This window comes from Altererythrobacter sp. BO-6 (assembly GCF_011047315.1).
Lineage (GTDB): Bacteria > Pseudomonadota > Alphaproteobacteria > Sphingomonadales > Sphingomonadaceae > Erythrobacter.
Genome location: NZ_CP049259.1, coordinates 891,584 through 907,608, shown reverse-complemented (window position 1 = coordinate 907,608; position 16,025 = coordinate 891,584). Strand labels below are relative to the sequence as shown.

8 protein-coding genes and 4 pseudogenes are annotated in these 16,025 nt (G+C 62.6%); 8 read left to right on the top strand and 4 right to left on the bottom strand.

From position 1 onward, the window contains the following. Nucleotides 1–4: 4 nt before the first annotated feature. The gene (locus G6N82_RS04475; protein WP_165194127.1) at nucleotides 5–1,849 is read right to left on the bottom strand and encodes an alpha-amylase family glycosyl hydrolase; all 1,845 of its coding nucleotides are present in this window, start codon (nucleotides 1,847–1,849) and stop codon (nucleotides 5–7) included. A 299-nt stretch (nucleotides 1,850–2,148) separates the two neighbouring features. On the opposite strand from G6N82_RS04475, the pseudogene G6N82_RS04470 reads away from it, so the two are divergent. Together G6N82_RS04470 and G6N82_RS15295 are read left to right on the top strand one after the other, a co-directional pair. After that, nucleotides 2,149–4,032: pseudogene (locus tag G6N82_RS04470) on the top strand (glycoside hydrolase family 97 catalytic domain-containing protein); the annotation flags it as partial. Between the two features lie 113 nt (nucleotides 4,033–4,145). Then, nucleotides 4,146–4,253, top strand: a pseudogene (locus G6N82_RS15295) (hypothetical protein); the annotation flags it as partial. Between the two features lie 15 nt (nucleotides 4,254–4,268). Here G6N82_RS15295 and G6N82_RS04465 read toward each other — a convergent pair. Continuing rightward, entirely contained in the window at nucleotides 4,269–4,505 is a 237-nt protein-coding gene (locus G6N82_RS04465; protein ID WP_165194125.1) for a hypothetical protein, read from the bottom strand. 194 nt (nucleotides 4,506–4,699) lie between these two features. Here G6N82_RS04465 and G6N82_RS04460 point away from each other — a divergent pair, with 194 nt between their 5' ends. From G6N82_RS04460 to G6N82_RS04435, 6 genes and pseudogenes are all read left to right on the top strand, one after another. Continuing rightward, the gene (locus G6N82_RS04460) at nucleotides 4,700–5,842 is read left to right on the top strand and encodes an acyl-CoA dehydrogenase family protein (RefSeq protein WP_165194123.1); all 1,143 of its coding nucleotides are present in this window, start codon (nucleotides 4,700–4,702) and stop codon (nucleotides 5,840–5,842) included. A gap of 259 nt (nucleotides 5,843–6,101) precedes the next feature. After that, on the top strand, nucleotides 6,102–7,586 hold the full coding sequence (locus tag G6N82_RS04455) for a hypothetical protein (RefSeq protein WP_165194121.1): 1,485 nt from the start codon (nucleotides 6,102–6,104) through the stop codon (nucleotides 7,584–7,586). Nucleotides 7,587–7,746: 160 nt separating this feature from the next. Beyond that, nucleotides 7,747–8,487, top strand: a complete 741-nt coding sequence (locus G6N82_RS04450) for an SDR family oxidoreductase (protein WP_165194119.1) — start codon at nucleotides 7,747–7,749, stop codon at nucleotides 8,485–8,487. Nucleotides 8,488–8,846: 359 nt separating this feature from the next. After that, nucleotides 8,847–9,311: an aldo/keto reductase gene (locus G6N82_RS15150; RefSeq protein ID WP_277601958.1), complete on the top strand. Its 465-nt coding sequence runs from the start codon at nucleotides 8,847–8,849 to the stop codon at nucleotides 9,309–9,311. 359 nt (nucleotides 9,312–9,670) lie between these two features. Next, nucleotides 9,671–10,297 (top strand): annotated as a pseudogene (locus G6N82_RS15290) (aldo/keto reductase); the annotation flags it as partial. Nucleotides 10,298–10,843: 546 nt separating this feature from the next. Beyond that, nucleotides 10,844–11,483, top strand: a pseudogene (locus tag G6N82_RS04435) (response regulator transcription factor). 81 nt (nucleotides 11,484–11,564) lie between these two features. Here the strand turns inward: G6N82_RS04435 and G6N82_RS04430 are convergent. After that, on the bottom strand, nucleotides 11,565–14,258 hold the full coding sequence (locus G6N82_RS04430) for a TonB-dependent receptor (RefSeq protein WP_165194116.1): 2,694 nt from the start codon (nucleotides 14,256–14,258) through the stop codon (nucleotides 11,565–11,567). A 116-nt stretch (nucleotides 14,259–14,374) separates the two neighbouring features. After that, the gene (locus tag G6N82_RS04425; protein WP_165194114.1) at nucleotides 14,375–15,979 is read right to left on the bottom strand and encodes a hypothetical protein; all 1,605 of its coding nucleotides are present in this window, start codon (nucleotides 15,977–15,979) and stop codon (nucleotides 14,375–14,377) included. Nucleotides 15,980–16,025: the final 46 nt, after the last annotated feature.

The window sequence follows — 16,025 nt, the reverse complement described above, 5'->3', positions numbered from 1 at the left end:
GCGGTCAAAACTCCGACTTGCAGACGACGAACCCGGTGGCCGGGATAGAGAGGCGATAGGCCCCAGGTGCAGTTGCCTCGACCGGGCATGATCCGATCAGCGATTGCCAGCGGAGCGAACGGCCGTCGACCGCAAAAGCGATGTCTGAAGACGTATTCTTTGCATTAAAAGCGATCACGATTTCGCTGCCATCGGCAGGGTCTATCCGCGAGATGACCAGCATGCCGCCAGCGTTATCTGCGTGGCGGGTAAGCTGCGCGCCGCGCCGCAGCGCGGGCTCTGCCTGGCGGATCGCAGCCATATCGGCAATCGCGCGATAGATCGGGTGTGCGGGATCAAAATTGTTGTCGGCGGGGGTCGCGTCGGTCCCGGCAAGGTCGTTGTCATTGTATACTGCAGTACGCGATGGGAACATGGTCTCGCGCGCGTCCTGGTCATTGCCGTCGGATACGAAACCCTGCTCGTCGCCGTAATAGATCGTCGGCACCCCGCGCATGAACATCATCATCGCATGACCCAGGATGATCCGGCGGGTCAGCTCCTCGTCCGAAATCTCCGGGTTCGCTTGCCGCACAAACATGGCGAAGCGGCCCATGTCATGATTGCCGAGGAAGGTCGGCAATTGCCTGGCCGTCTCGAAACCGTTGGCATAGACCGCGTCGGCTTCGAACAGATAGCTGAGGGACGTTGCAGCCGCGCCATGGGCGATCACGCCGCGCACGCGGCCCTGAAAGGCGAAATCCAGCACGGAGGGCAGCTTGCCGGCCGTGGTGAATTTGGCGAGCTGCGCCGGTTCGAATTCATAGGCTTCGCCGAACATGTGGAAGTGCTCGATGCCCTCGGCCCGGGCATGGTCGAGGATCGCAGGGGCAAACTGCTGCCAGAACTCCATATCGACATGTTTGGCCGTGTCGATCCGGAAGCCATCCACACGGAAGTCGGTGATCCACTGCTTGTAGATGTCGATGAAGCCCTGGACCACGCGCGGGTTCGAGGTCATGACATCGTCGAGACCGGAAAAGTCGCCAGTAATGCGGCTTTCGCCTTCCCAGACACTGTCGCCGCGATTGTTGTAATAGATCGGATCGTTCAGCCAGGCGGGGTTCTTCGCGGACTTCTCCGCATCCGGGACATAGGTCTGATAGGCCCAGTTCGGGTCGGTCAGTTTGGCGAAATTTTCGGCCGTCATGTGCTCGGCATCGGTGCCGAGGAACCCCCCATTGATCGGCGCGCCTTCGGGGCCGCCGCGGGTCGTGTAAGGGTACTCGCCGAGCGAGCGGTAGGGGCAAACTCCCTTGTCGCGATATTCGGCCGGTGCCTCAGGTCCGTGGCATTCGCGATATTTGATCACGTCGGCCGTGTGATTGGTGATGATGTCCATATAGACCTTCATCCCGCGCGCATGGGCGGCTTCCACCAGCGCCTTGAATTCCTCGCGCGTGCCCAGATGCGGGTCGACATTGAGGAAATCGGTGATCCAGTATCCGTGATAGCCCGCGCTTTCGAGCCCGGGCGGCCCTTGCACCGGCTTGTTCTTGAAGATGGGAGTGAGCCAGATCGCGGTCGCGCCCAGACCCTGGATATAATCGAGCCGCTGCATCAGGCCCTTGAAGTCGCCGCCCTGGTAGAAGCCCTTGTGAGTGGGGTCGAACCCGTGATCGAGCCGGCCACCCTTGATGTGCCCGCGATCGTTCGATTGGTCGCCGTTTTCGAAGCGGTCAGGCAGGACGAAGTAGATCACCTCGTCTTCGGGCAGCCGCACCTGCGGCTCTTGCGCGGCGAGTTGCGCCGATAAGGGCAAGACAACAAGCGAAAGCAGGCGTGCGTTGCGATTCTTGACGCGATTCATAACCAAAACCCCCTCCGGGATTTCTATGGCATCAGCGCCGCCGGATTTCAAATCTTTGTTTCGCTCCACATGGGTGGGCTCGGCCTAAAAATCGTTCATTTATAATAGGATCGGATAGAGATTGGATTTCGCCTGCGAACGCATGACCTTGAGATTGTGGAAAAAATTGCAAAGATTTGCAGATTGATCACATCTTGGGCAGGAACTTATAATTTGCAAAAAATTGCATTGATAATGGACTGGATATCCCTCTCGAAAATGTTATTCTGCGGGAGCGCTGGGCACTTCAATGCAAAAAAATGCAAGCCGGCTCGACTTTTTGGGAGATGATCATGCTGGGGTTCTGGTCCAAACTCGTTCTATCGGTGGCGATGCTGGTCGCTGCGATCGCGCCGGCCCGCGCGGAAACACTGCGCGCCACCTCGCCCGACGGGGCAATCGAGCTGAGCATTTCGGATGACGGGGGGCAGGCCAGCTATGCGATTTCGCTGTCCGGCGCTCCGGTTATCGCCCCGTCCAAGCTGGGCCTGCTGTTCGCCGGGCATCACGGGTTCGAGCGTGACCTCAAGATCATCGGCGCCGTCCGCACCGCCAATGACACCACCTGGGAACAGCCCTGGGGCGAACGCCGCCTGGTGCGCGACCAGCATAACGAACTGGCGGTGACTTTTGCCGCACAAAGCGGCCCGGCGCGCCAGATGACCGTGCGCTTCCGCCTGTTCGATAGCGGCGTCGGCTTCCGCTATGAAGTGGGCGAGCAGGAAGCGCTGACAGGGGAGCTGGAGATCGTCGAGGAGCTGACTCAGTTCGGCGTCGGCGAAGACACCATGACCTGGTACACGCCCAGCGAGGAATTCAACCGCTATGAATATATCTATCGCACTGCCCCGGCGGGCAAGGTCAATGACGCGCATACGCCGGTGACCTTTCGCCGCTCCAACGGCATCCATATCGCCATCCACGAAGCGGCGCTGGTCGATTACTCCGCGATGTCGCTCGGCGCGCTGCGTCCCGGCAATTTCCAGGCGCGGCTGCGCGCATGGTCGGACGGGCCGAAGGTGCGGAGCAAGGCGCCGTTCAAGTCGCCGTGGCGCACGATCCAGGTAGCGAAGGACGCAGTCGGGCTGATCAATTCGGACATCATCCTCAACCTCAACGAGCCAAACAAGCTGGGTGACGTCTCCTGGGTCGAGCCCGGCAAATACATCGGCATCTGGTGGGCGATGCATATCCGCGAGCGGACCTGGGGCAATGACGGGATCCATGGCGCGACCACCGAGGAGACCAAGCGTTACATCGATTTCGCCGCCGAGCACGGCTTCAAGGGTGTGCTGGTCGAAGGCTGGAATATCGGCTGGGATGGCGACTGGTTCAACAATGGCGACCTGTTCCGCTTTACCGAGGCCTATCCCGATTTCGATCTGGCTGCGCTGGGCGATTACGGCCTGGCCAAGGGCGTGCGGATCATCGGCCACCATGAAACCTCCGCCAACATCACCAATTACGAAAACCAGATGGGCGCGGCGTTCGACCTCTATCGCGACAACCATGTGCGCCAGGTCAAGACCGGCTATGTCGCCGATGCCGGTGACGCCGTCCGCGTCGATGCGCAGGGTATCCGCCATTACGAATGGCATGACAGCCAGTTCATGGTCGATCACCACCTGCGCGTCGTGAAGGAAGCGGCCAAGCGCCAGATCTCGATCAATGCGCACGAGCCGGTCAAGGATACCGGGCTGCGCCGCACCTATCCCAACTGGATGACGCGCGAGGGCGCGCGCGGCATGGAATTCAACGCCTGGGGCTCACCGCCCAATCCGCCCGAACACGAATCCACACTGGCCTTCACCCGCATGCTGGCCGGGCCGATGGATTTCACCCCCGGCATCTTCAACCTGCATCCCAACGAGAAGCCGCCGGTGCGCGCAGACATGCAGCGCGGCGATCCCGCCAACCGCCCGCAGACCACGCTGGCGAAGCAGCTGGCGCTCTACGTCGTGCTCTATTCGCCGCTGCAGATGGCGGCTGACTTGCCCGAACATTACGAGGAGCGGATGGACGCGTTCCAGTTCATCAAGGATGTGCCGGCGGATTGGGAGGAAAGCATCGCGCTGCAAGGCGAAGTGGGCGAATATGTCGCGATCGCGCGCCAGCGGCGCGGCGGTGATGACTGGTTCCTGGGCGCGGTAACCGACGGGACGGAGCGCAATCTGTCAATCCCGCTGAGCTTCCTTAAAAGGGCAAGCGCTACACCGCGGAAGTCTACCGTGACGGCGAAGGCGCGCATTGGCAAAGCAATCCCTATGCGATTGCGATCGAGAAGGTCACCGTGCGCGGCGGTGACACGCTGCCGCTGTGGCTAGCCTCGTCGGGCGGTGCGGCGATCCGCTTCGTGCCGCAATAGGCCGCGCGGCCTGCGTCACTTGCCGAACAGGCTCTGAAGCAGGCTGCGCCGCTGCGGCTTGGACTGGCCGGTCACTTCGTAGAGGTAATTCGCCAGCAAGACCGCCTGGTTGCGATCGAGCAGCACGGCGCGCTCGCGCAGGTGCTTCTCCTCATCCTCTTCGCGGTGCATGGTTTGCAGGCGCAGCACCATGCGCTGTCCCAGATCGGTGATCTTCCAGCCGACCAATGCCCCGGTATCGAGCGGATCCATTATTCGTAACCCCCCAGGTTGCGCGACCCTGGTCTCACAGCCCATGATAGCCTGCTTGCCCCGTCGCGCCAAGTTTGGGCAAGGCTGTCACAATCGCCAAGCCCATTGTCGCGCCTGTGCTGTCATGGCACTGTTTAGCGAATCCGCAGATTGCGGTCGCCTCCATCAAAACCGGATCAGGGAAAGCCGATCACATGCTCGATACCAGCTATCGCACCGCCTATAACGAAGACCACGAAGCCTTCCGTGACACTGTGCGAAAAGTGCTCGCCGAGCACATGGTGCCTTATCTCGACCAGCATGAGGAAGAAGGCATCGTGCCGCGCAGCGCCTGGAAGGCGCTGGGCGAGGCGGGCATGCTGTGCCCCACGGTCAGCGAAGAGAACGGCGGGCTGGGGCTCGATTTCGGCTTCAACTGCGTGCTCAATGAAGAGCTGGCCTATATCGGCACCTCGGCCGGCTTCACGCTGCAGAACGATATCACCGTCAACTATTTCGAGCGGCTGGGCAGTGATGAACAGCGCGCTAAATACCTGCCGGGCATGATCTCGGGCGATATCATCACCGCCATCGCCATGACCGAGCCGGGCGCGGGCAGCGACCTTCAGGGCGTGCGCACCACCGCGACGCCGGATGGCAACCACCTGGTCGTCAACGGTTCGAAGACCTACATCACCAATGGCCAGAACGCCGATGTCGTGATCGTCGTCGCCAAGACCGATCCTTCGCAGGGCGCAAAGGGCACCAGCCTGGTGCTGGTAGAGGCGGGCACGCCGGGCTTCGAGAAGGGCCGCAACCTCGACAAGATCGGCCAGCATTCGGCGGATACCTCGGAGCTGTTCTTCCAGGACGTGCGCGTGCCCAAGACCAATATCCTGGGCGGGGAAGGGCGCGGCTTCATCCATCTGATGGAAGAGCTGCCGCAGGAACGGCTCAGCATTGCGGTGACCGCGCAGGCCGGGGCGCAGCGCGCGTTCGACGAGGCGGTGAAGTTCACCAAGGAGCGCAAGGCTTTCGGCCGCACCGTGTTCGAATTCCAGAACACCAAGTTCACGCTGGCGGACCTCAAGGCAAAGCTGCAGGTCGGCTGGGCGCATCTCGACTGGGCGATCGCGCGCCATCTGCGCGGCGAGCTGACCACGGATGAGGCCAGCGCGGCCAAGCTGTGGCACACCGACATGCAGTGGGAAATGGTCGATGCCTGCCTGCAGCTGCATGGCGGTGCGGGCTATATGAACGAATATCCGATCGCCCGCCTGTGGCGCGACGCGCGCGTGCAGCGCATCTATGGCGGCACGAACGAGATCATGAAGGAAGTGGTTAGCCGCGCGATTTGAGCGGTTTCGTAGCCACTCGTTGAACGCGACGGGTTTACGAGGGTGCCACCCCGATTGCTGACCAGCCGCTAGCGACCCCGAAGCGGCCGGAACTCAGCCCGTCGCGGCTATCCGATGCATTCTTCATGTGCACCTGCGTGGACGCCAGGCGCTGGTTTTGCACGAAGGGTTTTTCTGGCCCCAACGTTAATGTAGCGTACGCTACACGACTCTAGCGATCGCCATGCTTGAAGCACGGGCCCGACACTTGAGTCGCATCATGGGAGACCGGGATTTGAGGAACCTTTCGATCATCGGCCTGGCAGCCTTGCTTATGGCATGCGGCGGCGGCGGCACTTCCAGTCCTGCTCCCGTGCAGAGCCCCGGCACGCCACCTCCTGCCGCTGAACAGCCGATCGTTCCTGTCGTCGGTGAGGCACGTGTGTTGGCGAGGGACTTCAACAGTTACAACTTCAACGTTCTGCAAGTGGCCAACAACACTGGCGACCCGGCTCTGATCGCCGGGCTGCGCGCGCTCAATGTGGGCAGTCTGCGGGTGCCCGGTGGCACCCTGGGTGAATATTGGGACTGGCAGCGCGGCGGGATCCGAACCGGCCCCTATCCCGGTCTCCCCGATCCTGCCCCGTTCAGTGCCGAGATCCAGGCTCTTTCAGGCCTCACGCCGACCGTGGTCGACAGGCTGCTCGATGACGTCGGCACGCCCGCGCTGTTCACGGCGAATGTGCTGACCGCCTCGGTTGACGAGAACCTCGCCGATATCCGCGCCTTCAGGGCGCTCGGCCAGCCGCTTGCCCGTGTGGCGCTCGGGAATGAGGAGTATTTCCGGCTCCGCAACCCCGCCGCGCGCTTTCCGACAGCCCGCGACTATGGCCTGTATGCCGCCGATCTGGCCGGCCGCATCCGCTCCGAGGTGCCGAACACCCGATTGGCGGTGATCGCGCCCTCGCCCTTGCGCAATACCGGCATCAGCTATGATGACTGGATGGCCGGTCTCGAGGCGAGCGGGGTGTTGCCGGCCGTCGATGCCGTGACGATCCATCCCTATTTCGACACGCGCGCGCTCGCCCCGCTGGCGTCGCCCGCATCGGGCGAAGCGGCCGTGGCCGCGATGATCGCGCACGACAATGATTACCTTGCCCGGATCGAGGCGCGCCTGCCACCGGGCAAGGGGATCTGGATCACCGAATGGAACGTGTTCGAGGATCAGGCTGCGCCGGTGTCGGGCGGCAGCTGGCTAATTGCCGTCGCCAATCTCGCCCGGGCAGTGAACTTTATGGCCAATCCGCGGGTCGAATTGTCGTCGCTGCATGTCGCCGTGGGCAACCGGCAGTGGTCGGCACTGACAGGGGCGGATGGCCTCGCGATCGATTACAGCGGCGCGCAGCCGCGGGTGGTGACAGGCGCGCCCTTCACCCTGACCGCCAACGGCGAGACGCTGGCCCTGCTCGGTGCGGCAACGCGGGGCGGAGGAAGCACGCGCCGGCTGACGCTGGTCGCGGCAGGGTCGACTCGTCCCTTGCTGGGTGCACGCGTGACCGCGGCGGACGGGGTGACGCGCGATCTCTTCGTCAATGCCAGCGCCACGCCGGCCACCATTCGGGCCAGCGGCCGGGCGCTGCTGCTTGGCGGGACTTTCGACCGGGGCACGGTCGGGAACCAGACGTTGCAGCGAACGCAGCTCGACATCACGGACAACCAGTTGACCTTGCCGGCATTCTCGGTCGCTCTGGTCGAACAGCGGTGATCGGATTGGCCGGATGTGAAATAGACGCCCTTCCGCTCCCCACCCAAGAGCTGCCATCGGTCAGGCTCACTCGCCCCTCTGATAGCGGATGCAAGGCTGGAAGGGACAGCTTTACAAATCGGCCTGCGCGCTTCTTTAGTGCCGCAAAGGGAGAGCAGCCATGTCCGATCCACTCGACTTCACCGCGAAACGCGTGCTCGTCATCGGCGGGTCGTCCGGCATCGGCAACGGCATTGCGCACGGGTTCCGGCAGCGGGGCGCCGAGGTCCTTGTCACCGGCACGCGGCCCGATGAAGGCGACTATCTCGAGGCCGAGGACAGCGACTTTACCGGCCTCTCCTATCACCAGCTCGACGTAACCGATCGCGACGCGCCCGATGCGCTGGCGCTTCAGATCGACGCGGTCGATGTGCTGGTGCTGTGCCAGGGCGCGGTGCGCTATGGCAGGCAGGAGTTCGAGCGCGAGGGGTGGGATCTGGTGGTGGGTGTCAACCTCACCTCGGTGATGGATTGCGCGCGCGCCTTCCATCCCGGATTGGCCGAGCAGCACGGCTCGATCATTATCGTCAGCTCGACCGGCGCATTCCACGCGATGATCGGCAATCCGGCCTATGGCGCCAGCAAGGCCGGGGCGGCCAGCCTGGTCGGCAGCCTGGCGCAGGCCTGGGCGAGCGAGGGCATCCGGGTGAACGGGATCGCGCCGGGCTTCGTCCCGACCAAGATGACCAGGATCACAACGGAGAATGAAAAGCGCCGCGAAGGCGCGATCGCGCGCATTCCGCTGCGGCGGATGGGCTCGCCCGAAGACATGGCAGGGGCGGCACTGTTTCTCGCTTCACCGCTCGCCAGCTATGTCACCGGGCAGACCTTAATCGTCGATGGCGGGCTGTCGCTGGGTTGAGCATGAATCGAGAGATGAACCGCCTTTACCACCTCCGCTCATCCTGAGCTTGTCGAAGGATAGGCACGAATGGTTCCATGGCTTGTCAATCGCGGTGGCTGCCCTTCGAAAGGCTCAGGGCGAGCGGTAGGGAACGATTTCCTACGGATGCTCATCACGCTAGGATAGCGGGCATGACTGACGCACTCGCCAGACATTGCCAGATTGTGACGCGGAAGTGTGCGCCGCGCGAAAACCGGAAGTTTACACCAAACAGCCTCGTGATTGCGAATAAACGGTCTAAATTCAGCCTGTTGCATGCTCGCCAAACTTTTCCAAAACACCCGTTTCGCTGTTCCATCTGAAGGAAGGCTATCCCCATGAAATTCACCCGCCTTGGAAATTCCGGCCTGATGGTCTCGCGGCTGTGCCTCGGCTGCATGAGCTATGGCGACACCACCAAGGGCTGGCATGGCGACTGGCTGCTGGGCGAGGAGGACAGCCGCCCGTTCTTCCGCAAGGCGCTGGAGAGCGGGATCAATTTCTTCGACACGGCGAACATCTACGCGGGTGGGACGTCAGAAGAGATCACCGGCAAGCTGCTGAAGGAAATGGCGCTGCGCGACGAGATCGTGGTCGCGACCAAGGCCTATTTCCCGTGGCGCAGCGCGCCCAATGCGGGTGGCAATTCGCGCAAGGCCTTGATGCAGGCGGTGGACGACAGCCTGCTGCGGCTGGGCTCGCCAGCGGACATGGCGGGCGCCGCACTGTTCCTCGCTTCGCCGCTCGCCAGCTATGTCACCGGGCAGACCTTGATCGTCGATGGCGGGCTGTCGCTGGGTTGAGGAGGAATCGAGAGATGAACCGCCTTTACCACCTCCGCTCATCCTGAGCTTGTCGAAGGATAGGCACGAATGGTTCCATGGCTTGTCAATCGCGGTGGCTGCCCTTCGACAGGCTCAGGGCGAGCGGTAGGGAACGATTTCCTACGGATGCCCATCACGCTAGGATGCCACGCATGACTTGCGCACCCGCCAAACCCAGCCAGATTGTGACGCGGAAGTGTGCGCCGCGCGAAAATCGGAAGTTTACACCAAACAGCCCCGCGATTGCTAATAAACGGCGCGAATTCAGCCTCTTGGGCGCCAATCAAACTTTTCCAAAACACCCGTTTCGCTGTTCCATCTGAAGGAAGGCTACCTGCATGAAATTCACCCGCCTTGGAAATTCCGGCCTGATGGTCTCGCGGCTGTGCCTCGGCTGCATGAGCTATGGCGATACGACCAAGGGCTGGCATGGCGACTGGCTGCTGGGCGAGGAGGACAGCCGCCCGTTCTTCCGCAAGGCGCTGGAGAGCGGGATCAATTTCTTCGACACGGCGAACATCTACGCGGGTGGGACCTCGGAAGAGATCACCGGCAAGCTGCTGAAGGAAATGGCGCTGCGCGACGAGATCGTGGTCGCGACCAAGGCCTATTTCCCATGGCGCAGCGCGCCCAATGCGGGTGGCAATTCGCGCAAGGCCTTGATGCAGGCGGTGGACGACAGCCTGCGGCGGCTGGGCATGGACTATGTCGACCTGTTCCAGATCCATCGCTGGGATGCGGAAACCCCGATCGAGGAAACGATGGAGGCGCTGCATGACATCGTGAAGGCGGGCAAGGCGCGCCATATCGGCGCCTCCTCGATGTATGCCTGGCAGTTCGCCAAGGCGCAGGAGGTAGCCCGCGCCAATGGCTGGACCCGCTTCATTGCGATGCAGAACCAGCTTAACCTGCTGTACCGCGAGGAAGAGCGCGAGATGCTGCCGCTGTGCGCCGACCAGGGCGTGGGCGTGATCCCGTGGAGCCCGCTCGCACGCGGGCGGCTGGCGCGCGCGGCGGATGAGGAAACCGTGCGCAGCAAGACCGATGGCGTGGGCAAGGCGCTCTACCAGGTTGACGACGCGGCCGATCGTGGAAGTGATCGACACGGTCGGAAAAATTGCCGAAGCGCGCGAGGCGGCGCGGGCCAGCGTCGCGCTTGCCTGGCACTTCACCAACCCGCAGGTCGCCGCGCCCATTATCGGCGCGACCAAGCCGCACCATATCGATGCCGCGCTGGCCGCGCTCGAGATCGAGCTGACTGCGGAGGAAATCGCCGCGCTGGAGGCGCCCTATCGCCCCAAATGGCCCACGGGCATGGGCATGGCGCTGCCGCCGATGGAGAAAGTTTCGCTGAAGGGCGGCTGAGGCGAATTTTTGCACGCAAAAGCCGGGCAATACGTCACGAATGCGTCACACACCTGCGCCATCTCCGTTGCGGAAACAGGTGGTATCTCGTGGGCGTCATCAACATCCTGCTGACCGGGGAACTGGGCGAAACGCTGGGCGATTTCGTGCATGACAGCCTGCACCTCAAATTCGACCGGATTGGCCCCGATGGCCCGCGCACGCTGATCGAAGGGCCGGTCTGGGCCTTTGTCGACTGGGTGATGGACGATCTTGCCGGGCTGGAGATGTGCCGCCGCCTGCGTGCCGATCCGCGCACCGCCGAAGCGCATATCACCATGGTGCTGGAAGAGGACAATGCCGAGGACCGGCGCCGCGCGCTGCGCGCCGGTGCGGATGATTACATGGTCGGCCCGCTTCGATCGCAAGGCGATGCTCGACCGGATCCTGGCGCTCAAGGCCAGCGAGCTGTTCGGCGATAATGGAAATTTCGCTCGGCGCGCCTTGCCGGTGATCGAGCTTGGCCCGCTGACCATCGACACGCTGGGTCATCAAGCGCGGTGGGGCGGCAAGGTGGTCGATCTCAGCCCCAATGAATTCCGCCTGCTGCGCTATTTCGCCGAAAACCCCGACCGCGTGCTCTCGCGCGAGGAACTGATCCAGGGCCTCGGCAAGCGCGAACCGCCGATCGACGAGCGGACCGTTGATGTGTGGGTCGGGCGGTTGCGGCGCGGACTGAAGAGCGCAGGCGCGGGCAATCCGCTACGCACCGTGCGGGCGCTGGGCTACGTCTTCGACACCTACTAAACCGGCACTGGTGACCCGCAAGAAGAAGGGCCGCCCCGCGCCTGCGGAACGGCCCTTGCGATCTGACCCGGGGAGGGCAGGTCAGAATTCGGCGGAGATACCGAGCGAGAAGCTGGTGCCGACATCGTAGCTGTTGATTTCGATGCGGTTGGCGTCGTTCTCAAGGTATTCGAAATTGCCGCGCCCGAAGATGTTGCGGGCTTCGAACTTCAGCTCGAGTGGCTGGTTGAACAGCTTCAGTTCCTGCCGGGCGACGAAGTCCAGCGTCAGGCCCGGATCTTCGACGATGTCGGGCAGGCCGGCGGTGCCGCGGCGGGTCACGCGCTTGCTGGCGTAATTGATCAGGAAGGTGATCTGCTGGAGCTTGTCCTGGTCCTCGAGGCCGAACTGCAAATTGACCAAATGGTCGGACTGCCCGGTCAGCGGATCGCCATCGTTGAAGAACAGCGCAGCATCGGTTTCGATCGGGCCAACCCCGGCGGTGAAGATCCGTGTGGTGTCACCGGCTGCGACCTTCAGCTTCGACTGGGTGTAGGTGTAATTGGCGACGAAGATCAGCTGCTTGGATTCGAGCCAGCCGGTCGCGCCCCAATCGAACAGCGGCTTGGTCCACTGGAAGTCAGCCTCTGCGCCGAACAGTTCGGCCTTTGGCGCATTGGCAAAGCGGGTGGTGAAGCTGGTGTCGGCACCGATCGAGACATAGGGTTCGATCGGACTGTCGATTTCCTTGTAGAAGCCCGTCAGCGACACCCGGTTGCCGCGTCCGAAATAGTATTCCGCGCGCGCTTCGGCATTGACCAGTTCGGAATTCTGCAATGCGGGGTTACCGATATACTGCCGCTGGTTTTCAGGATCGGTATAGGGCTGGAAGATCAGCTCGCGAAACTGCGGACGGGCGATCGTCTTCGAAGCGTTCAACCGCAATTGCAGGGCATCGGTGATTTCCCAGGTCAGTGTGGCGCCGGGCAGGAAATAGTCGTTGTCGATCTGGGTCGAGGCAAGCGAGACAAACGGGTTCTGGAACCGAGCGACCGTCTCGACCGACTGGCTGGCATCTTCGTAACGCACGCCCAGGTCCAGGCTGACGCCGACGATTGGCGAGATGTTGGCCTTGGCGTATCCCGCCTGGATTTCCAGATCGGCCTGGAATGCAGGGTCGGTCTGGGTCGGTTCGCTCAGGCCGATATTGTAGAAATCGATGATCGCATCGCCCAGCAGCAAGTCCGGGCGCAGCGCGCCGACCGCCGGGACCAGCGATCCGCCGTCGATCAGGAACTGCCGCCGTTCGGACAGGCGGCTGGTGTCGGTGTAGGCGTAGCCCACCGTGGCGCTGAACCAGTCGGCAAGCGGATAGCTGAGGTCGATCCCGCCGTAATAGAGGTCTTCCGTCAGGTCCGAAAAGGCGACCGACGCGCTGCCGCGCTGGCGATCAAGCACATTGATATAGATGTTGCCGGTGTCTTCATTGTCCTGGTTGGTGCGGACATAGACGAACTCGTACTCGAACGGCGCCTCGCGCTGGGTCTGGGCATAGCCGCCGCGCAGGTCCACTTTCAGGTCGGCGAACTTCAACTCTGCCACCAGCTGCGTGTCGAGCAGCTGGCGCTCGTACCAGCCGGTGTTTTGCGTAATCGTGCTGTCGCCTTCGACCAGCAACTCGCTGAAGCCCAGACCCGATTGCTTGATGGTGTCGCGGATGAAGAGGTTGGTCCAGCGCAGCTTGTGCTCGCCCACTTCAAGCCCGAAGCCGAGCATGGCGTTGGCAAGCATGCGGTTGTCGGTCACGAAGTTCCGCGAGTCCCGGTCAAGATTGAGATCGGCATCGAGCGGGTTTTGCGAGGTCACAACCTTTGTACGCAGCTTGTTGCTGAGCGAGGCGGTGCCGATGATGCCAAGGCGTCCGTCGGAACCGACATCGAAAGCGGTCCCGGCGGTGATCCCGCCTGAGAAATTGGGGCGTGTGTTGCCGACTTCCTGCAGCAGGACCAGGTTGGGGTTGCCAAGCTGCTTGACGATTTCCTGCTGGTCGACTTCGGGATCGTTGATGCGCAGGCCGCTGTCGAAAAAGGCCTTGAGCGCCGGGGGCACGTCACGCGTGCCGTCGTCGAAACCGGACCAGTCGCTGTCCGAACCGTAATAGTCGAGCGAATTGCTGAAGGTGGTTTCCGTATCTCCGCTCACGCTGAAGCTGAGTTTGACGAAGGTTTCTTCAGGGACGGCGCGGGTGGTCAGGTTGATCACGCCGCCGCCGAATTCGCCCGGGAAGTTGGCCGAATAGGTCTTCTGCACCAGCGAGGAGGCAATGACATTGGTCGGGAAGATGTCGAGCGGGACCACGCGGCTAAGTGGTTCGGGCGAAGGCAGCGGCAGGCCGTTGAGCAGCGCGAGCGAGTAGCGATCGCCCAAGCCGCGCACGAACACGAAGCCGTTGCCGACCACGGATAGGCCGGTGACGCGGCCCAGCGCGCCGGCGATATCGCCTTCGCCGGTGCGTGCGATTTCCTCGCTGGAAAGGACGGAAATGACCTGCGACGAGCTGCGGGTTGGGTCACGGAACCGGCGGCCGGTCACAATGATCCCGCCGCCCGGGACAGAAATGTCCGGCTGCGCTTCATCGCTGCCCGGCTCGTCGATCGATTGATCGGTCGGCTCTGCTTCGCCCGCGTCCTGCTCGGCAGGTTCGGGCTGACCCTCGTCCTGCGCAATCGCCTGCACCGGGAACGTGAGTGCGGTCGTAAGCAGGAGCAGACCCGCCAACTGCTTGCCAGTTTTCATCCTAGGAGACCCCTTCGTTTAGGCCTTTAAAACATCAAAAAAACCGGGAATTTTTCCCGGATAAGTAAAGGGCAGGCGGCCTCGCGCGATGCGTGGCCGCCCGCCATTCTTGTCGATCAGGAAGTGTAGACCGGCAGCGAGGTACAGGCCCCGCTGTTGCTACCGAATGCGATGGTCGCAGAGTCGCAGGTCCAACCCTGGAAGCGCGTATCACCGGCGCGAGCCGCGCCGACGAAACCGGCATTCTCGAAGAAGCTTGCCTGGCCTGCCGGGTTGGTGAGGCCGCTGACGTTGAAAAACGGAATGCCGTTCTCGTTGGCGCCGTTGATGTAGGTCATCGTCAGCGTGCTGGCGAGATTGGCATTGTTGTTCGAGCCGGTGCCGAACTGCGTCTGCACCTGGTCAGCCGTGGTACCGCTGCCGCTGCGGAACGGCGTGGCGCAGGACAAGCCGACAGATTCGAAGCGAACCGGGCCGGCTTCGTCCAGACCGGCGTTCGCCGCCCGGGTCAGGGCATCAATACCGTCTACGCGCACGCAGGCGGTCCCGTTCGATGAGCCATCGACCACGATCGTGTTGAACAGCGAGTAGTCCGCCTTGCCGCGAATCCGGATCACCTGGTCGCCATTGCGGCGCTGGATGAAGGTGGCATTGGAAATCCACGTGTTCTGGCGCGGCGTGTTTTCTTCGAGAGTGTTCGAAGAGTCCGCTTCGATGATCGTATCGCCAGCACCTGCGCGCTGGACGGCAACGACATATTGCAAGGATGCTTTGACGCCGGTGTCGGTATCGATCGAGTCATCCTCTGCGCCCACGACAACCAGTCCCTTCACGTTTACCCGGCCGCCGAAGAATTCGACGCCATCGTCCGAGCTGTTGAAGGACATGATGTTGTTGAAGGTGGTGCCCGAACCGACGCCGCCGGTAGTCAGCGACTGCAATTCATCGCCATTGGCGAGCACCGAACCGGAATAGCGCAGCTGGACAAAGCTCACGCTGCCCGAGCTGTCAGCAGGATCGTTGCCGCCATAACGCGGCGGTGTGGTGGTGCCTTCGACCTCGCGTTCGCAATTGACCGAGCCGGGGGTGGCGGTGTTGGAAAGGCAGTCCGTCACCGGCGCGCGGCCGTTGAGGATCAGACCGCCCCACTGGCCGGATGATGTATCGTCATTCTCGCCGCGCACGTTCTGCGTGCTGGTGAAAATGATCGGGCGCGAAGCAGTGCCATTGGCCCGGATTTCATTGCCGCGATTGACGTTGAGGTAGGACGCGTCGAGGCCGGCCAGGATGACACCAGGCTGGATCGTGAGCACCACATTCGTGTCGCTCAGGCCGTCAGAAGCGTCTGCTGCCGGGCCGCCATCGGTGCCGACATCCACCTGCCCGTCGATCAGGTAAATAACTGCCGCCGAAGCGGGCGTGAATTGCAACTGCGAGGAGCGATTGAAGCGTGCGGGCAGCTGGCACAGGCGATAGCTGCCAGTCGGGCCCGAGATGGTGCCGCGGTTGGTCAGGCCCTGCGGGTCCGAAATGAAGGGACAGTCGGCCGCTGCCACGGCCTGCGTCGTCGCAGGCGGGGTGGGCGTCGGCGTGGGCGTGGGCGCCGGATTATTGATGATGACGTTGCCGCCCGTGCCGGGCGAAGCGATTTCGTCCGCGCCGCAACCCGCAAGGGCCAGCAGGCTACAGCCGAGGATGAGCGTTTGTTGAATCTTTTTCACAGCGAGCGGTCCCTTCAAGAAAACCGAGAATCGGAAAGGCATGCGC